Raw genomic sequence first — 17482 nt, 5'->3', positions numbered from 1 at the left:
CCGGCGGCGGCCGGAGGATGGAAGGCCGTGCGGACGTGGCTGGCGGGCATCGCCGGCGCGGTGATCGTCGCGGCCGCCGGGGTGGTGTTCACCGCCTGGTTCAACGCGCGCGGCTCCGACACCGTCGGCGACATCAGCGGCGAGCCTCCGATCAAGGTCGGCCACGTGGCCGTCGAGTACGCCGCCCAGGACACCACGCTGAGGGAGGCGGTGACCGCCCCCGCGGACCGGGCGCTCCTGCTGGGCGCCGCGTCCGGCCCCCGGCGCGACGAGGTCATGGCGCGGCACGACCGGGCCCCGCTGGAGAGCGCCGACGTCACCGTCGTGCTCGTCGGCAACCGCAGCAGCCTGCGCGTCGTGGACGTCCAGCCGCGTGTCCTCGACCGCAGGCCCGTCTCCGACGGCGCGCTGTTCGTCCACACCCCCGCCGGGGAATCGCCCGCCATCCAGCTGTCCGCCGACCTCGACCAGCCAGCGCCGCGCTTCACCACGCCCGACGACCCGGATACCTCGTACTTCCGGAAGAAGCAGATCGACCTCAAACAGGACGAACGGGTCACGCTCTCCATGTCGGTCACGGGCACGGCCGCCTACTACGCCTTCGAGCTCGTCGTCACCGTGCTCGCGGGGGACCGGACCGAGCAGCTGACGATCCAGGGGCCGGACAGCACGCCGTTCCGGGTGACCGGCGCCTCGGGCACCTACCACGCCTACTACACGCCCTCCCCGCTCGGCGGCTGGCGGCCGATCTCCAGGGGCGACGCGTGCGCGATCGAACGGAAGCTCGCCAAGGCCGGGAGGTGCTGACCGCGCGCGGCTGCCGGTCGGGCGCGGTCGTGCTGGTGGTCGTCCTGGCCACCTGTTCGGCCGCGGCCGGCGTCAGGGGGCTCGCCCGCGTGCCCGTCGAGTGGCGGGCGTCGTGGTCGGTGCCCGTCGAGGCCGGGAGCGGTGTCATGGGCGAGGAGGCCCGCAGCCACGCCGTGTCCGACCGGGCGGTGGCCGTGGCGACCCGGCAGGGCGCCGTACGGATCCTCGACCCGCGCACGGGCGAGCTCCGGCACACCGTCCTCGCCGGGCCGGACCGGCCGTCGTCCGTCACCGGCGTCTGGATCGCGGGCGGCACGCTCGTCGTCGCCAGGGGCGGACCGGACGACGCCGGGCAGACCCTGTACGGCCACGACCTGGCCACGGGCGCGCCGCTGTGGCGGCACCCGGTCACCGTCGCCCCGCACCGGCCCACGCTGGGCGACACCGGCTACTACCACGGCCCGCGGATCATGACGACCGGGCGCGGCGTCGTGGTGGTCGAGCAACCCGACGAACCCGTCCGCATCCTGGCGCTCGACGTGCGGACCGGCACCACCACGGCCCGGTCGGCCCACCCGGGACGCTGCCGGCTGACCGGGGCGGCGACGGCCGGATCGCTACGGCTGCTCAGCTCCTGCCAGGGCGAGGTGCGGCTGTCCTCGACGGATCCGCGCACCCTGCGGTCGACATGGACGCGCCCGCTGACGACGACGTCCGCGACAGCGGGCGCGGGCCCGCCGATCGGGCTCACGGCCAACGCCGAAGGGTACGCGCAGGCCAGGGTGGGCAAGGACGACTTCTTCCTCGGCCCCGACGGCCGCCTGCTGTCCGCCGGCTCGCAGGCCGCCGAGGTCACCGATCCGGACCGATGGCTGCCGCCCCTGTACGCCGGGCCCGCCACCGTCCGGCCGGGCCTGCGTCCCTGGCCGCTGCCCGCCTACCTGGTCGCGGTGGACCCCGGCACCGGACGGCTCCGCGGCCTGCCGATCGACCTGCCCGCCCACCTGGCCTCCCTCGCCGGGGCGAGCCGGGACCTGGCCTTCGTCTTCGGCGACGGGCGGCTGACGGCGTACCGGCTGGTCATGGGGACGGCCCGCCCGAAGACCGCCTGGCCGGACGCCTGCGGCCTGCTGACCACCCGCGACCTGGCGGCCTTCGCGGACGGCTACGCCCCGGCCCCGGCGGCGGACGGCACGGTCAGGTGCGACTGGATCCCGCCGGCCGACGACGGCGCCGTCGTGTCGGTGTCGGTGGAATGGGTGTCGCCGTCGGAGGAAGGGGCGCGCAGGCTGTACGCCGCCGAGGCCGCGGCCGTCAGGGCGGCCGAGGCCGTCGATCCGACCACCGAGGCCCCGGGTTTCCTGTCCTCCACGGTGGAGGCGACGAACGGCTTCTACGGCGCGACCCTCGTCAACGTGGGTCCGGTCGTCGTCCGGCTGACCTCGTCGTCCCGGCAGGCGGTGCGGCTGCTCTCGCCGCTGCTGCGCGACCGGCTGCTGGCCCGGTACCGGCCGGGCGCGCGCGCTCCCGTCCCGGTCCGCAAGCGCGGGTGGAGCTTCCCGGCCGACGCGGCGGTGCGCACCGAGCCGGTGGTCGCCGACGGCGTCGTCTACGCGTCCAGCGCCGACGGAACGGTGACCGCGCTGGACGCCGCCACCGGCGCGGTGCGCTGGCGCCACCGGACGGACGGCCTGCTGGAGGAGGACCACGTGGTGGCGGACGGCGTCGTGTACGCGGCCCTCACCGGCAGGGTGGTGGCACTGGACGCGGCGACCGGCCGCCCGGCCTGGACGCGCAGGATCGGCGTGTCCGGGGGCATCGCGGTCGCCGCGGGCCGCCTCTACCTGTGGACCAGGCACCCCGCCTGGTCCACGAAGGCCCGGCTCGTGGCGCTCGACGCCGGCTCCGGCAGACGGCTGTGGACCTTCGAACCGCCCGGCGACGTGCTGACCCCCGAGTTCACGGCGGCCGGGGAGGTCGTCCTCACCGGCAGCGACCACGGCGTGCTGTACGCCCTGGACCCCGCCACCGGCACCGTGCGGCATCGCCTGCGGCTCGGCTCCGGGCACGACCGCGTCTTCGTGCGGCGGTCCGGCGCGACCGTCTACGCGGCGAGCGGCGGCGGCCAGGTGAACGCCCTGGACGCCGTCTCGGGCGAGGTCCGATGGAGGTCGCGCATCTCCGGGACCGTCGCCGCCCGCCCGCTGGTGACCGGCGGCACGGTCTACCTGGGCGACGTCCAGGGCACCACGCACGCCCTGGACGCCGCCACCGGCGAGCACCTGTGGAGCTTCCGGGCCGCGGGCGACCAGCCCATGTACCGATGGAGCGCCGCGGTCTCGCACGGCCTGGTCTACACCGCCGGCCGCGACCGCACGCTGTACGCGCTCGACAGGGGACGGGTGCGCTGGCGCCGCCCACTGCCCGGCGGCCTCGGCACGGGCCCCGTGGCGGCGGAGGGCACCGTCCACGTCTCCGACCGCGAGGGCACGCTGTACGCCCTCGACCCCGCCACCGGCGCCGTGCGGTCGCGGTTCCGGACCGGCGGCCTCGTCGGGACCGAGCCCGTCGTGCGGGACGGCTTCGTCTACCTCGGCAGCTCCAACGGCAACCTCTACGCCCGTCCCACGTCGGACTCCTGACGGGCGCTCTTTCCGGCGTCCGGCATAGTTCCGGGACGCCCGCTCGTCCTTGGTGGGTGTGACATCACGAGGAGGACGGGTGGATCCAGGCTTCGAGGCGGTTCTGCGGCAGTTCGTCATCGACCGGTCGGGGGCGTTGTTCCGCACGGCGTACCTGCTGACCGGCGACCGGCACGCCGCCGAGGACCTCGTCCAGTCGGCCCTGGCGAAGACGGCCGCGCGGTGGCGCAGCCTGCGCGACCCCGAGGCCGTCGAGGGGTACGTCCGCCGCACGATGTACCACGAGCAGGTGAGCCGGTGGCGCCGCCGGTCGCGGGTCGTGGAGGTGAGCACGGACGAGCGGCTCGACCGGCCCGGCGACGGGCACGCCGACGCGGCCGACCTGCGCCTGACGATGCGGGCGGCGCTGTCCAGGCTGACACCCCGGCAGCGGACCATGCTCGTCCTGCGCTACTTCGAGGACAAGTCGGAGACCGAGATCGCGGACCTGCTGGGCGTGCGCGTGGGCTCGGTCCGCAGCCAGATCTACCGATCGCTGGAGCGGCTGAAGAAGACCGCCCCCGAGCTGAGCGCCGTGAGGGAGTTCCGTTGAACATCGAGAACCTGCTGCGTGAGACCCTCGCCGACATGGCGGACGAGCAGGCGCCACCGCCTCCCGCCCGGTTCCTCCCGCAACATCCCGCCCGGTTCCTGCCGCAACGTCCTGCCCGCCGGAGGGGGGCCACGCTGGCGGCGGCGGCCGCCGTCGTCGTCCTGGCCGCCGGGGGCACGGTCGCCGTCCGGGTCCTCGCGCCCGAGGCGGGCCGCCCGGAGCCGTCCGCGGCCGCGCGCCCCGGTCCGGGACGGGCTCAGGTGGAGGTCGTCAACGACGGCGAGCGGATCTCCGGCCTGTTCGACGACCTCGCCCGCGTGACCGGCAGGCCCGCGGAGTCGTTCGCGAAGGCCGCCGGGGACGGCCGGGCGCTGGGCCTGCCTCCGTACGCGAAGGGCGGGCTGGAGGGCTTCGCCTTCCCCGGCACGTACCGGTTCGCCGGCTCCGCCGCCCCGGACGAGATCCTGCGCGGGATGGTGGCCCGCTTCCGCGAGACGGCGGACGAACTCGGCCTGGCCGCCCGGTCCGACGCCCTGGACGTCGTCATCGTGGCCAGCCTCGTCCAGGCCGAGTCGCCCACGGAGGCCGACATGCCGAAGGTGGCCCGCGTCCTGCTCAACCGGCTGGCCCGCGGCATGATGCTGCAGGTCGACAGCTCCGTCCGCTACGCGCTCGGCAGGCGCCGCGGGCCCGTCACGGTCGAGGACGTGAAGGTGCGCTCGCCGTACAACACCTACCGCCACAAGGGCCTGCCGCCGGGGCCCGTCGCCAATCCCGGCGAGGCCGCGCTCAGGGCCGCCCTCGACCCGGCCGCGGGCTCCTGGCTGTATTTCGTGCTCACCGATCCGAAGCGCGGCACTCTGGGCTTCGCCACGACCGGCAAGGAGTACGCCGAACTGACCGAACGCGCCCGGCAGCCCGGCTACCGAGGATGAGCGCCCGTTCGTCTAGTGTGCGTCGCCGGGGGCTGCGGCGCGCATCAGCAGGTGGCCGCGGCGGAACCGTTCGTCCTCCAACGGCTCGCGCAGCATCCGGCCCACCTCGACGAACCCCTCCTCGCGGGCCAGGGCGGCCAGTTCGTCGATCGGCCACCGGTAGGCCGGCGTGACCTTGTGGTCGAACTCCGTCACCGGCTCGCCCTCGGACTCGAAGAAGCCGACCAGCAGGTGACCGCCGGGGGCCAGCACCCGGCGGAACTCGGCGAAGTACGGCCGCAGTTCCGCCGGCGGGACGTGGATCATGGAATACCAGGAGATCAGACCGCCCAGCTCGCCGTCGGCCACGTCGAGGGCGTCCATCGAACCGAGCTCGAAACGCAGGCCGGGAAAGTCCCTGCGGGCGATGTCGAGCAGCGCGGGGGACAGGTCGACGCCGAACGCGTCCAGCCCGAGGTCGCGCAGGTGGGCCGTCATGTACCCGGGGCCGCACCCGGCCTCGACCACGGGCCGGGGTCCGGCGGCCCGTACCAGTTCGGCGAACACGGCGACCGTCGCGCGGTCCAGCGGCAGGCGGTCGAGCGAGTTGCGGGCGAGGTCGGCGTACAGGTCGGCGACGGCGTCGTAGGCGCGCGCGGTCGCCGTGAGGTAGGGGGAGGAGTCGGCCATGGCGGACGACTGTAGCCCATCGGCCCCGGTGTCACCGAGCCGTCGCCGCCGCGCGTTCCCCACGACGGGCCGCCCGTTCTCGCGTATGCTGTGAACAAAAAACCAAACTGTTCATACGGATACAGCGGCCGGTGCGGCCACGGAAGGGATCCCCCCATGCTGAACGACCTGCCGTACCTGTCGGCCGGCGAAGGGCCGCCCCTGATCGTCCTGATCTACACCCCGCAGGCGGCGAACCCGACGGGCATGACGCGCTGGTCCACGATGCGGATGGTGCGACCGTTCACCCGGGACTTCACCGTGTACGTCGTCAACCGCCCGCCCGGGCTGCCGTCCACCACGACGATGGCCGACCTCGCCGCGATCTTCGCGCAGGCGATCAGGACGACGTTCGACGGGCCGGTCGACGTGCTGGCCCTGTCCACCGGCGGATCCATCGCCCTGCAGCTGGCCGCCGACCATCCCGGCCTGGTCGACCGGCTCGTCCTGGCGGGCACGGCCGGCACCCTCGGCCCGGCCGGCCGGCGGGCCCAGCGCGGCTACATCGAACGGGCCCGCCAGGGCAGGCGGCCGAGCCCCGCGCTGGCCGAGATCGTCACCGAGTCGGCTCTCGGCCGCTTCCTGCTCAGGGGCCTGCTGTGGCTGTCGGACGGCGGGCGCGCCGACCACGCCGACGCCGTCACCGTGCTCAACGCCGAGGACGGCTTCGACCTGCGCGGCCGGCTGCACGAGATCAAGGCGGCCACCCTGCTGATCCAGGGCGGCGACGACCTGGTCTACCCGCTGGACCTGGCCCGGCGGACGGTCGAGGGCATCCCCGACGCGCAGCTCGTCGTCTACCCCGGCCGCAGCCACAGCGGCACCTTCACCGACAGACGGTTCGCCCCCGACGCCCTCGCCTTCCTGACGGACGGCTGAGGGCGCGCCCCTCAGTGGCCGACCGGCCGCGGGGCGTGTCGTACCGGCGTTCGCAGCAGGGCGACGACGCCGAGCACCACGTGCAGGGCCCCGGCCACCGCCGCGGCCACGTGCAGCCCGGCGACGAACGCGGTCCCGGCCTGCGCGGCCGCCGCCGGCACGAGGGCGGGCAGCTGGAGTGTCTCGTCCAGGGTGGGGGCCAGGTCCGGTCCCTGGAGCCGGAAGACCAGGGCGGCGAGCGAGCCGAGCAGCGCGATCCCGAGGGCGTTGCCGATCTCGTTGCTGGTCTCGGCCAGCGCCCCCGCCGCTCCGGCCCGCTCCGGCGGGACGGCCCCGACCGCGGTGTCCGCGACGACGCTGAACGAGATGCCGTACCCGACGCCCGCGACGACCGTGGACGCCACGTACCAGCCGACACCGCCCGTGACGGTTGTCGGCAGCAGGAGCAGCAGCCCCGCCGCGACGGAGAAGTGGCAGACGGCGAGCGCGGCCCGCCTGCCGACGCGGTCGACCACGAAGGGCGTGACGACGCAGGTGACGGTGAGCACCACCGCGCCGGGCAGCGCGAGCAGCGCCGCGTGCAGCACGGGCAGGCCGAGGACGGACTGGAGGTAGACGCCCGACAGGTACGCCGTCGCCGACCACGCCGCCAGCGGCAGCAGCCCGGTGACGATCGCCACGGTGAACACCCGGTCGCGGAACAGCGAGAACTCGATCAGCGGCTGTGCGAGCCCGCGCTGCCTGCGGACGAACCACGCCAGCAGCCCCACCCCGGCCGCCCCCGCGACGACCGGGACGGCCGACAACCCTTCGGCGGCGGCGTGCTTGAGCGCGTAGATCGTGAGCAGCAGCCCGGCCGCGGACGTCACGACGCTGGGCACGTCCACGCGCCCGGCGCGGGTCGCCCGCACCTCGCGGAGCAGGATCGGCGCGAAGACCAGGAACAGGGCGAGTACCGGCAGGTTGACCAGGAAGACCGACCCCCACCAGAACCGCTCCAGCAGCACGCCGCCCACGATCGGCCCGGCGGCGAACCCGGCCGCGAACGCCGCGGCGAACACGCCGATGGCCTGCGCCCGGCGCCGCGGGTCGGTGAACAGCTCGCTCAACACGGCCAGCGCCGACGGCAGCAGGGTCGCGCCCGCCACGCCCATCAGCGCGCGGGCCGCGATCAGCAGCTCGGCGCTGGGCGCGAACGCCGCCGCCATGGAACCGGCGCCGAACACCGCGGCGCCGACCATGAGCAGCCGCAACCGCCCGTACCGGTCGCCGAGGTTGCCGAACGCGATCAGCAGGGAGCCGACGGCGAAGCCGTAGACGTCGAGGATCCACAGGGCCTGGCCTGCGGTGGGCGTGAGTGCCTGGCTGATCCGGGGCATCGCCAGGAACAGGATCGAGCCGTCCATGGAGACCAGCAGGACGGGCCCGAGGATCACCAGGAGACCGAGCCAGGCCCGCAGGCCCGGGGGAGTGGGCGTGTGCTGTCGATACATGGGGCCGACACTCGGGCAGGACGCGCCGGGCAACCATCCCCCTGGCGTGGGTGCACCCAGCAGGTGTACCCACGCGGCCCGCCGGTCGGCCTAGGCTCGGTGCTGTGGAGAGTCTCGGAGCGTTTCTGAAGAGCCGTCGTGATCGGGTCACGCCCGCCGCGATCGGGCTGCGTACGTTCGGGACGGCCCGCCGGGTCCCGGGGCTGCGGCGCGAGGAGCTGGCGCAGCTCGCGGGGGTGAGCGCCGGGTACTACACGCGTCTGGAGCAGGGGCAGGCGGAGACCGCCTCGGAGCAGGTGCTCGACGCTCTGGCGCGGGTGTTGCGGCTCGACCGGATCGAGACCGTCCACCTGCACAATCTGGCCCGGCAACCGGCCCGTTCCCGGTTGTCCCGGCCGCCCGCGGAGGAGCCTCGTCCGCGGGTGCTCGCGCTCCTGGAGTCGCTGAAGGACACGACGCCGGCGGTCGTGCTCGGCCGGCGTGGGGACGTGCTCGCGTGGAACCGTGCGGGTCACGCGCTGATGGGGGAACATCTGCCGTTCGAGGCGCCGTGGGATCCGGCGAACCGCCCGTCCGTCCCGAGGATGTTCTTTCTGGATCCGCTCTTCCGCGACCTGCACCGCAACTGGGACGAACTAGCCCGTATTCACGTCGCCTACCTGCGGCTCACCGCGGGCCGGTTCCCCTCGGACGCCCGCCTGGCGGAGCTGATCGGGGAGCTGACCATGCACAGCGCGGAGTTCGCGGCGTTGTGGGCGGTGGGCGAGGTCGCCGACTGCACGGTGGGCACGATGCACCTGCGGCATCCCACGGTCGGCGCGGTCAGCGTCGACTACCAGGTCTGGCTCCAGCCCGACAGCCCTGACCACCGGGTCGAGATCTACACCCCGGCCGACCCGTCCTCCGCCGACGCCCTGCGCATCCTGACCCACCAGACCGGCCGGACGTCCTGAGACGTCCGGCCCCTCGGGGGCCCGCCGGTCGCAGAGCTGTGGGGCCTTGACAGCTGCTGCGGCGCGCGTCGCGCCCGGCGGGTACCCGGGTTACGCGGGGTCAGACGGTGCCGTTGAAGCGGTTGTAGTACGCGCCCACCTCGTCGCGGTGGGCGTCGTCGTTGTACGTGGCGTCCTCGTCGAACTTCGGCGAGTCCTTGATCTCCTGCTTGGTCCGCGCGAGGTGGACCTTGCGCTCCTGCGGGTCGATCCGCGTGACGGTGCCGGCCGGCAGCACGACCTTCTTGCCGAAGATCCACGGACCGGTGTCGACCACCAGGTAGCTGTCGCCGACGGTGTGGCTCGCCTCGTCCACCGAGCCGATCGAGCCGTCGGTGGCCTCGACGTCGAAGCCGACCACGTCGAGAGTCTTGTCGCCGTAGACGTCGGAACCGTAGCTCCACATGTCCTGAGACAAGGCGTTTCCTCCTGATGATCTAGAGAACGTTGCCCACCCACTCTTCCCGGTCCAGCCGCGCCAAACATCGGACCGCGGTCACTCCGTCGCGCGGGCGGCGTACGCGGCGAGGCCGTCGGCCATGCCCTGCATGAAACGGGTCAGGTACCACCGCCAGAAACCACCCGACAGCGGCATCCTCGGCTCGAAGGCGGCCGACCACGTGATGTCGGTGCCGCCGTCGGCGGCCGGCGCGAGCTCGACCGTCCCGCGGTAGGAGCGGAACGGGCCGCCCAGGTTGTCGTAGACGAACCGCCGGTCGGGGACGAGCTCGACGACGCGCTCGCGCGAGACGTTGCGCCCGGTGCGGAAGACCCTGGTGTCGCCGGCCTGCTGCCGGGCCGCCGGATCGCCGCCCTCGACGTCGGCGGAGTCGATCGGCGACCACGACGGCCAGGTGGCGGCGTGCGTGAGCGCCGCGAAGACGGCCTCGGGGGCGGCCTGCGAGCGAGCGGTCACGGCGAAGGAGTACGGCATGAGCCCCAACGTAGGCACCGGCCCCACCCGCGGGCCATGCGCACGATTGCCGTCGATCGATCAGTTCTTGCGGTACGCCGACGGACGCACGCCGGTCTGCCGCAGGAAGGCCGACGACAACGAGCCCGCACCGGCGAACCCGCAGCGCCCGGCGATCTGCTCGACGCTGAGCGAGGTGGACGACAGCAGCCGCCGTGCCTCCTCGATGCGCAACCGGGTGAGGTACCGGTGGGGCGTCTGGCCGGTGCCCTCCCGGAACACCCGGACGAAGTGGTACACGCTCAGATGCACCTCGGCCGCGATGGCGGCCAGCGTCAGCGGCTCGGCCAGGCGCTCGGTCATGATGGCGACACCCGCCCGGACGGCCGCGTGCTCGGGGCCGGGCAGGCGGCCGGCCCCGCCCTGGGTCAGCAGGTGCGTCACGAGGAAGGCGGCGGCGGACTCGGCGTACAGGTCGCCGGCCGCCGCGCGGCCCGGCAGCGCGCGCAGGAGCTGCTCGACGACCGGGTCACCGGTCGCCAGGGCGGCGGCGCTCGCCTCGAAGTCGGGCTCGCGACCGCCCAGCGCCTCGACGGCCCGCCGCACGGCCGCCGCGGGGACGTGCACCTGGACGGTGCTCAGCCCGGCCGCCGCCCGGTAGCTGATCGACCCGGCGCGGCCGGGCACCATGAGCTCCAGGTGGCCCGGGACCCAGCGCCGTCGTGCCGGCCTGCCGCCCGCGTGCATCCGCAGGTCGGCGTTCCCCGCCACGCAGAGCACGAGATGCAGGTCGGACACGGCGGGCAGGGCGAAGTGCTCGGCCTCGGGCGCGTGCCGGAAGCCCTGCACCAGCAGTGACCGCCAGCCGGCGTCGTCCCAGCTGTTGTACGTGTGCCGCACGTACGCCGAGGTGTCGAGGCCGGCGTAGGGCGCCAGGTCGAAGTCGGGCGAGTCGAACACGTCCCGAGCCTAACCGGGTCATCGCGGCGGGGCCTCGGCCAGCGAGAGGCTGTTGCCGTCCGGGTCGAGGACGTCCACGTGGCGCACGCCGTTGCCGTACGTCTCCACGGGCCCGTGCTCGATGCCGTGCCCGGCCAGCCTGGCCAGGATGTCGTCGAGGCCGGACACGCCAAACGTGATCATGGTGCCGCCGACCCGCGCGGCCCGCATGTGCCGGTCGTCGATGACGACCCACGCGTTCTCGCCGACCCGCCACAGGTGCTCCTCGCCGACGACCTCGTCCGCCGGGCGGCCGAAGAACACCTCGTACCACTTCTGCGCCGCCGCCCGGTCGCGTACGCACACCACGCTGTACAGATCCACTCGGACCACTCCTTCCTGTCGTTCCAGGGTGAAGACCGCGCATGCGGGGCGAACTCATCGCCGCGGGGGCGGCTGACAGCGGGATGTGTGCGGTTTGTGAGCGGGGGGCCGGAGGGTGAGGGCGTTGGTGTCACCCGATGGAGGAGGAACCGGTTCATGTACCCCTGTGATGTCCCGTCCCGGTGGGCGGCGCGGCCGCGGTGGCTGCGCGCGCTCACGGCCGTCGTGCCGGCCGTGAGCCTGGCCGTGGTCGCGGCCCTCCCGGCCGCCGCCACGACCCGGCCCGCCGGGGACGGGACGCCTGCCCTGCTGCAGCGCCTGGCGCGGGAGGCGGTGGCGGCCGGGGCGCCCGGCGTGCTCGTCCGGGTCGACGACGGCCGCGGCCGGCCCGTCGAGATCGCCGAGCAGGCCGCCTGGACCAGACGCGACCACGTGCTCAGGGCGGGCGACGAGTTCCGCATGGGGTCCAACACCAAGACCATGGTGGCCGTGCTGGTGCTGCAACTCGTCGCCGAGGGCAGGCTCGCCCTGACCGACCCGGTGGACAAGTGGCTGCCCGGCAAGGTGCCCGGTGGCGGCGCGATCACGCTGCGCATGCTGCTGAACCACACCAGCGGCCTGTACGACTACACCGACGACCCCGCGATCCGGCCCGCGCTGCTCGGCAAGGACCGGCGGCGGTGGACCCCGGCGAAACTGCTGGCCCTGGGGGTCAAGCACGCTCCGCTGTTCGCGCCCGGCGCCAGGTGGTCCTACAGCAACACCGGCTACGCCGCCATCGGCGCCGTCCTGGAGCGGGTCACCGGGGCGAGCCTGGCCGACCTGGTCAGGGACCGGATCGCCCGGCCGCTCGGCCTCGGCCACACCTACTACGCCACCGGGCCCGCCTGGCGCGGCTCGTACGCCCGCGGCTACGAGCCGGACGCCGCCCACCAGCCGCCCGCGGTGCCGGCCGCGTTCCGGCGGCTCGCCGGGCCACGCCACGACGGCCACGTGGACGTCTCCGGCCACGATCCCGGCTGGGGCGGCCCGGCCGGGGCGGTGGTGTCCACCACCCGCGACTGGGCCCGCTTCCACGCCGCGCTCATGTCCGGCAGGCTGCTGCCCGCCGCCCAGCTCGCCCAGCTGCGCACCACCGTCCCGATGGACCCGCGGCAACCGGACGGGCCCGGCTACGGGCTGGGCATCCAGACCGCCGCCCATCCGTGCGGCACGTTCTGGGGCCACGACGGCGGCATGCCGGGCTACCTGACCACCAACCTCACCGACCGGACCGGCGGCCGCACGGCCACCGTGCTCGTCGCGGCGGAGTACTGGGCCGAGTTCGAGGCCGATCCGAAGCTCGCCAAGGCCGTCCAGGCGCTGCAGACGGCGGTGACCTGCACGATGTTCGGCAAGCCGGTGCCCGGCACCGGCTGAGCGACACCGGCTGAGCGGCGCTAGCCGGGCGGCGCGGCGGCGACCGTCGTCACCAGGCCCTCGGCCTCCGCCCGCGACATCGCCGCGCCGCCCGCGTGCGCGGCGGCGAACCCCGCGGCGCCCAGGGCGGCCTCGGCCCGCCGGGTGAGCCGCCGTACGTCGGCGTCGCCGGAGCCGGTCCAGCCGCCCAGCACGGTGGCGGCCCCGAGCAGCCGGCCGGCCCGTTCCGGCCGGTCACGGCCCAGCTCGATCGCGGCGGCCACGACCGCGGTCGCCGCCGCGACCGGCGTGTGCCACGTCAGCGTCAGGCGCACCGCCGGATGGTCGAGCCGGCGGGCCGCGCGGTCGGGGAACCCCTCGGCGAGGTCCGCCCGAGCCAGTACGCCCAGCAGCAGCGCGGTCAGCGGCGGCGTGGTGGACCGGTCGGGAGGGGCGCAGGCCAGACCGGCCAGGGCGTGCTCGCGGGCCGTCGCCGCCTGCCCGGCGGCCAGCTCCAGCCGGGCCAGGCCCAGGCGCACCTGGGTGCTCGACTCGGCCGACCCGCTCCGCCCGGCCCGGTCGAGCAGGCCGGTCAGGTCCCGCCGCCCGCCGTTCACGTCACCGGACTCCGCCCGGTGCAGCGCGGCGGCCACCTCGTTCTCCATGGTGTGCTCGGGCATGCCGAGCTCGCGGAAGCACCGGGTGGCGCGCTCGGCCAGGGCGGGCGCGGCGGCGGGTGCGCCGGACCGGACCAGCGCCGAGCCGAGGGCGCTCAGCGTCATGCCCTGGCCCCACCGCTCGCCGAGCCGGTCGAAGCCGGCCAGCGCGCGGGCCAGCGCGTCCTTCGCCTCGGCGAAGTGGCCGGTGTTCATCGCCAGCACGCCGCTGACCAGCAGCGCCAGCGACCTGCTCCACGCGTCCGCCCCCTCCTCCGGCACGGCGTGGTCGCCCTTCGCGGCTATGCCGACCGCCAGGCGGGCCATCTCCGCGATGGGATGTGTGCCTGGGACGAGCTGGGCCAGGGCCGTCCTGATCCCGTCGAGGGCGGCGTCGGTCTCCTCCGGCCCGGCGGCCTCGACGGTGGCGATCGCGTGGGCGGCGGCGACCAGCGCGCGAGATCGCCGGTCGGCCGGACCGCCGGCCTGGAGCACCCGGCCGAGCAGGTCGAGCGACTCCGGCGGGAAGTCCCGCAGGAACCAGTACCAGCTCAGCGCGACGCCGAACCGGACGGCCCGCCCGGCGTCGCCGGACTCGACCGTCCAGCGGATCGCGGCCGACAGGTCGTCGCGTTCCGCCGACAGGCGGGCCAGCGGGCGGAGCTGGTCCGACGTGCGCAGGTGCGGATCGGCGGCCTCGGCCAGCCGCAGGAAGAACCGGGCGTGCCGGTCCCGCGTGGCGGCGACCTCGGCGCGTTCGGCCAGGCGCGCCAGGCCGTACTCGCGGATGGTCTCCAGCAGGCGGTAGCGCGGCTCGGCCGGGTCGGCGGAGTCCGCCGGGTGCAGGAGGGACTTGTCGACCAGCGCCGCCAGCAGCTCCGGCACGTCGTCCGAGCCGCCGATCGCCGCCGCGGCGTCCTCGGTGAAGCTGCCGCGCACGACCGACAGCCGTTCCAGCAGGGCCCGTTCGCCGGGGTCGAGCAGGTCCCAGCTCCAGGCGACGGTGGCGGCCAGGGTGCGGTGGCGCGGCAGCGCCGTCCTGCTGCCGGCGGTGAGCAGCCGGAACCGGTCGTCCAGCCGGGCCGCGACCGCCTCGACCGGCAGGGTGCGCAGCCGGGCGGCGGCCAGCTCGATCGCCAGCGGCAGGCCGTCGAGGCGGCGGCAGATCTCGACGGTCGCCGCCAGCGCGCCGCCCTCCAGGGCGAAGCCGGGCCGTACGGCGGCGGCGCGGTCGCCGAAGAGCCGGACCGCCGCGACGGACCGTGCCGCCTCCGGCGTCGCGCCCGGTTCGGGCAGGTCCAGCGGCAGCACCGGGTGCAGGGTCTCGCCGTCGATCCGCAGGGCCTCGCGGCTGGTGGCCAGCACCCGCAGCCGCGGGCAGCGGCCGAGCAGCGTCCCGCACAGCGTGGCGGCGGCCTCGATCACGTGCTCGCAGTTGTCCAGCACCAGGACCAGGTCGTCGTCCGCGAGCAGCTCGGCCAGGTCGTCCGGCTCAGGCCGTGCGGGCGCGCCCTCCTTGCGCGTCCGCACCAGGTCGAGCAGCACGCGGGGGACGTCGTCGGCCCCGACCGCGGCCAGCGGCACGAACCACACCCCGCCGGACGGCGTGAGCCGCCGGCCGACCGCGCCGGCCAGCCGGGTCTTGCCCGCCCCGCCGGGGCCGACCAGGGTGACCAGCCGGGCCCGGCCGAGCAGGCCGGTCACCCGGCGCACGTCCTCGTCGCGGCCCACGAAGCTGGTGAGCGGGACGTCGAGGTTGCCGTGCGACCGGCTCGACGGCGACGGCCCGGCCGCTCGGCGGGGGCCGGGAAGTTCGCCGCGCAGGACCGCCAGGTGGGCCTGCTGGAGGTGCGGTCCCGGGTCGCCGCCGAAGTCGTCGGCGAGCCGGGCGCGGATGCGCTGGTAGGCGGCCAGCGCCTCGGCGCCGCGGCCGTCGCGGGCGAGTGCCCGGATGAGCTGGGCGTGCAGGCGCTCGCGCAGCGGGTGGGCGGCGGCCAGCGACTCCAGCTCGGCGACCAGGCCGAGGTCGGCGCCCGATGTCAGGTCGGCCTCGACGCGGTCCTCCAGGGCGGCCAGCCGGGCACGTTCGAGCCGGTCGGCCTCGGCGGCGGCGAACGGCGCCGCCCGCACGTCGGCCAGGGCCGGCCCGCGCCACAGGCCCAGGGCCTCCCGCAGGATGGCGGCCGCCTCGGCGGGCCGGTCCCGCGCGGCCGCGCGTCCCTGCCTGACCAGCCGCTCGAACCGTACGGCGTCGACGGCGTCCGGCTCGACGGCCAGCCGGTACCCGGCGGGGCCGGAGACCAGCAGCCCGGGATGCCCGAGTACGCGCCGGAGCCGGGACACCAGCGACTGCAGCGCGTGCATGGGGGCCTCCGGCTGCGCGTCGTCCCACAACGCCTCGGCCAGGGTCTCCGGCCGGACGGCACGTCCGGCGTCCAGGGCCAGCCTGGCCAGCAGCACCCGCAGCCGCGCGCCGCCGATCCGCGCCGGACCGCCGGCGGTCACCAGCGACAGGGGTCCGAGGACGCCGACGCGCAGCTGTCCGCCGTCGCCGTCCGGCCTGGTCGAATCCGCCATGGCCAGGAGTCTGGCACGCGGCGGGGAGCCGTGACGCCCTTGACGAAGCGGACCGCAGTCCGATACGTTGCCGGACATATTCGGACCGCAGTCCATTTGGAGATCGAGATGCTCAGAAAAGTGATCACGGCCGGCGCGCTGGCTCTCATGGCGCTCGGCGCTCCCAGCGCGTACGCCGACTCAGGCCCCGGCAAGGTCGTCCACCACTCGCACAAGGAGGCCGGCTCACCCTGCGAGGGGCTGAAGGGCTGCACGTTCGTGCAGCTGAAGGGCGACCCGAAGACCGGCCCCTCGGAGGCCATGTTCACCCTCAAGGCCGGCACGCCCTTCTCGCCGCACTGGCACACCAGCCCCGAGCACGTCGTCGGCGTCTCGGGCGTGATGCTCTGGAACGTCAAGGGCCACAAGACGTACCGGATCGGCGCGGGCGACTACCTGTACTACCCGTCGAAGGCCGAGCACTGGGGCAAGTGCGCCGCGGGCGCCGACTGCGTCTACTACGTCTACGACTCCAAGCCCTACGACTTCCACCCCGCCGGCCGCTGAGCGGGCGTCGCCCCGCGGGCGCGGAAGGTGCGGCGGTAGGCGTCCGGAGGCACGCCGACCGTACGGTTGAAGTGCCGGCGCAGCGTGGCCGCAGTGCCCATGCCGGTGGCCTCGGCGATGGCGTCCACGCCGTCGTCGGTGGTCTCCAGGAGTTCCTGGGCGCGGCGGATGCGCTGGGTCAGCAGCCACTGCAACGGGGTGGTGCCGGTCATGGACCTGAAGTGGCGGCCGAGGTGGCGCGAGCTCATGTTCGCCCGCCGGGCCAGGTCCTCCACCGTCAGGGGCTGGTCCAGGTGCCGGCCGGCCCAGGCGAGCAGGTCGCTGAGGGGGTGCCCGTGCGGCTCGGGGACGGGGGTGGCGACGAACTGGGCCTGGCCGCCGGGCCGGTGCGGCGCCACGACCAGGCGGCGCGCGATCGCGTTGGCGACCGCCGAGCCGTGGTCGCGGCGGACCAGGTGCAGGCACAGGTCCAGGGCGGCGGCCTTGCCCGCGGCGGTGAGCACGCTGCCCTCGTCCACGTAGAGCACGTCGGGATCGACCTGGATCCGGGGATGGCGGGCGGCCAGCGTCTCGGTGTGGGACCAGTGGGTGGTGGCCCGCCGTCCGTCCAGCAGGCCGGCCGCGGCCAGGACGAACGCGCCCGTGCACAGCGAGGCGACCCTGGCGCCCGCCTCGTGCGCCGCTCGCACGGCCGCGACGAGGTCGGCCGGCGGCTCCTCGTCCACCTCGGCCCAGCCGGGGACGATCACCGTGTCGGCCCGGACGAGCCGGTCGAGCCCGGCGTCCGGTTCGAGCAGGAACCGCCCGTCGGCCCGTACGGGGCCGGCGCCGCAGATGACCGGCTCGTACCAGCGCTCGACGGGGACGGGCGGGGGCGAGCTGAACAGCTCGTAGGCCAGGGCCAGCTCGAAGTGCAGGATCCCGTCGGCGACGGCTACCGCGACTGTGGTCACGTCCGGAATTGTACGCATGATGTCGTTCCGGACGCTCGTGCGGCGACGCGGTGGGCCGCCAGGATGTC

The 17482-nt window shown here is 75.0% G+C and carries 16 protein-coding genes; 8 read left to right on the top strand and 8 right to left on the bottom strand.

Annotation, left to right across the window (positions count from 1 at the left end):
- The first annotated feature begins 27 nt into the window (after positions 1–27).
- The 4 genes from ABZ444_RS14445 (at position 28) to mltG (ending at position 4976) form a co-directional block, all read left to right on the top strand.
- Positions 28–807 (top strand): hypothetical protein, encoded by a 780-nt coding sequence (locus ABZ444_RS14445; RefSeq protein WP_357995758.1) that lies wholly within the window; start codon positions 28–30, stop codon positions 805–807.
- Entirely contained in the window at positions 765–3449 is a 2685-nt protein-coding gene (locus ABZ444_RS14440) for a PQQ-binding-like beta-propeller repeat protein (protein WP_357995755.1), read from the top strand. Before ABZ444_RS14445 ends, ABZ444_RS14440 begins: the two co-directional genes overlap by 43 nt.
- Before the next feature lie 79 nt (positions 3450–3528).
- Positions 3529–4041 (top strand): SigE family RNA polymerase sigma factor, encoded by a 513-nt coding sequence (locus tag ABZ444_RS14435; protein WP_357995752.1) that lies wholly within the window; start codon positions 3529–3531, stop codon positions 4039–4041.
- Positions 4038–4976, top strand: coding sequence for an endolytic transglycosylase MltG (gene mltG / locus ABZ444_RS14430; protein ID WP_357995749.1), 939 nt, complete (start codon positions 4038–4040; stop codon positions 4974–4976). Before ABZ444_RS14435 ends, mltG begins: the two co-directional genes overlap by 4 nt.
- Positions 4977–4988: 12 nt before the next feature.
- Here the strand turns inward: mltG and ABZ444_RS14425 are convergent, their stop codons facing one another.
- Entirely contained in the window at positions 4989–5645 is a 657-nt protein-coding gene (locus tag ABZ444_RS14425; RefSeq protein WP_357995747.1) for a class I SAM-dependent methyltransferase, read from the bottom strand.
- A gap of 156 nt (positions 5646–5801) precedes the next feature.
- Here ABZ444_RS14425 and ABZ444_RS14420 point away from each other — a divergent pair, with 156 nt between their 5' ends.
- Positions 5802–6563 carry an alpha/beta hydrolase gene (locus ABZ444_RS14420; protein ID WP_357995744.1) on the top strand — a complete coding sequence of 254 codons (762 nt, stop codon included), beginning with the start codon at positions 5802–5804 and terminating at the stop codon, positions 6561–6563.
- A gap of 11 nt (positions 6564–6574) precedes the next feature.
- On the opposite strand, the gene ABZ444_RS14415 is transcribed toward ABZ444_RS14420, so the two are convergent.
- The gene (locus ABZ444_RS14415; protein WP_357995741.1) at positions 6575–8056 is read right to left on the bottom strand and encodes an MFS transporter; all 1482 of its coding nucleotides are present in this window, start codon (positions 8054–8056) and stop codon (positions 6575–6577) included.
- A 104-nt stretch (positions 8057–8160) separates the two neighbouring features.
- On the opposite strand from ABZ444_RS14415, the gene ABZ444_RS14410 reads away from it, so the two are divergent.
- The gene (locus ABZ444_RS14410; protein ID WP_357995739.1) at positions 8161–9009 is read left to right on the top strand and encodes a helix-turn-helix transcriptional regulator; all 849 of its coding nucleotides are present in this window, start codon (positions 8161–8163) and stop codon (positions 9007–9009) included.
- Between the two features lie 100 nt (positions 9010–9109).
- Here the strand turns inward: ABZ444_RS14410 and ABZ444_RS14405 are convergent, their stop codons facing one another.
- From ABZ444_RS14405 to ABZ444_RS14390, 4 genes are all read right to left on the bottom strand, one after another.
- Positions 9110–9466 carry a PRC-barrel domain containing protein gene (locus tag ABZ444_RS14405; RefSeq protein WP_357995736.1) on the bottom strand — a complete coding sequence of 119 codons (357 nt, stop codon included), beginning with the start codon at positions 9464–9466 and terminating at the stop codon, positions 9110–9112.
- A gap of 78 nt (positions 9467–9544) precedes the next feature.
- Entirely contained in the window at positions 9545–9982 is a 438-nt protein-coding gene (locus ABZ444_RS14400; protein WP_357995733.1) for an SRPBCC family protein, read from the bottom strand.
- Positions 9983–10042: 60 nt separating this feature from the next.
- Positions 10043–10921 (bottom strand): AraC family transcriptional regulator, encoded by an 879-nt coding sequence (locus ABZ444_RS14395; protein WP_357995730.1) that lies wholly within the window; start codon positions 10919–10921, stop codon positions 10043–10045.
- Positions 10922–10939: 18 nt separating this feature from the next.
- Positions 10940–11284 (bottom strand): VOC family protein, encoded by a 345-nt coding sequence (locus ABZ444_RS14390; RefSeq protein ID WP_357979189.1) that lies wholly within the window; start codon positions 11282–11284, stop codon positions 10940–10942.
- A 156-nt stretch (positions 11285–11440) separates the two neighbouring features.
- Between ABZ444_RS14390 and ABZ444_RS14385 the strand changes: the two genes are divergently transcribed.
- Complete coding sequence (locus tag ABZ444_RS14385) at positions 11441–12703, top strand: serine hydrolase domain-containing protein (RefSeq protein ID WP_357995727.1); 1263 nt, start codon at positions 11441–11443, stop codon at positions 12701–12703.
- 20 nt (positions 12704–12723) lie between these two features.
- On the opposite strand, the gene ABZ444_RS14380 is transcribed toward ABZ444_RS14385, so the two are convergent.
- Positions 12724–15915 (bottom strand): BTAD domain-containing putative transcriptional regulator, encoded by a 3192-nt coding sequence (locus ABZ444_RS14380; RefSeq protein WP_357995725.1) that lies wholly within the window; start codon positions 15913–15915, stop codon positions 12724–12726.
- A 108-nt stretch (positions 15916–16023) separates the two neighbouring features.
- Between ABZ444_RS14380 and ABZ444_RS14375 the strand changes: the two genes are divergently transcribed.
- Entirely contained in the window at positions 16024–16461 is a 438-nt protein-coding gene (locus ABZ444_RS14375) for a cupin domain-containing protein (protein ID WP_357995722.1), read from the top strand.
- On the opposite strand, the gene ABZ444_RS14370 is transcribed toward ABZ444_RS14375, so the two are convergent.
- Entirely contained in the window at positions 16434–17414 is a 981-nt protein-coding gene (locus ABZ444_RS14370; protein WP_357995719.1) for a helix-turn-helix domain-containing protein, read from the bottom strand. The genes ABZ444_RS14375 and ABZ444_RS14370 overlap by 28 nt on opposite strands.
- Positions 17415–17482 lie beyond the last annotated feature (68 nt).

Origin of the sequence: Nonomuraea sp. NPDC005730 (assembly GCF_040630865.1) — a bacterium.
GTDB lineage: Bacteria > Actinomycetota > Actinomycetes > Streptosporangiales > Streptosporangiaceae > Nonomuraea.
This window is presented reverse-complemented; position numbering and strand designations above follow the sequence as displayed.

Coding starts and splice junctions, on each gene's coding strand:
- ABZ444_RS14425 (WP_357995747.1), bottom strand. CDS start 5,645: ATGGCCGACTCCTCCCCCTACCTCACGGCGACCGCGCGCGCCTACGAC.
- ABZ444_RS14420 (WP_357995744.1), top strand. CDS start 5,802: ATGCTGAACGACCTGCCGTACCTGTCGGCCGGCGAAGGGCCGCCCCTG.
- ABZ444_RS14415 (WP_357995741.1), bottom strand. CDS start 8,056: ATGTATCGACAGCACACGCCCACTCCCCCGGGCCTGCGGGCCTGGCTC.
- ABZ444_RS14400 (WP_357995733.1), bottom strand. CDS start 9,982: ATGCCGTACTCCTTCGCCGTGACCGCTCGCTCGCAGGCCGCCCCCGAG.
- ABZ444_RS14385 (WP_357995727.1), top strand. CDS start 11,441: ATGTACCCCTGTGATGTCCCGTCCCGGTGGGCGGCGCGGCCGCGGTGG.
- ABZ444_RS14380 (WP_357995725.1), bottom strand. CDS start 15,915: ATGGCGGATTCGACCAGGCCGGACGGCGACGGCGGACAGCTGCGCGTC.
- ABZ444_RS14375 (WP_357995722.1), top strand. CDS start 16,024: ATGCTCAGAAAAGTGATCACGGCCGGCGCGCTGGCTCTCATGGCGCTC.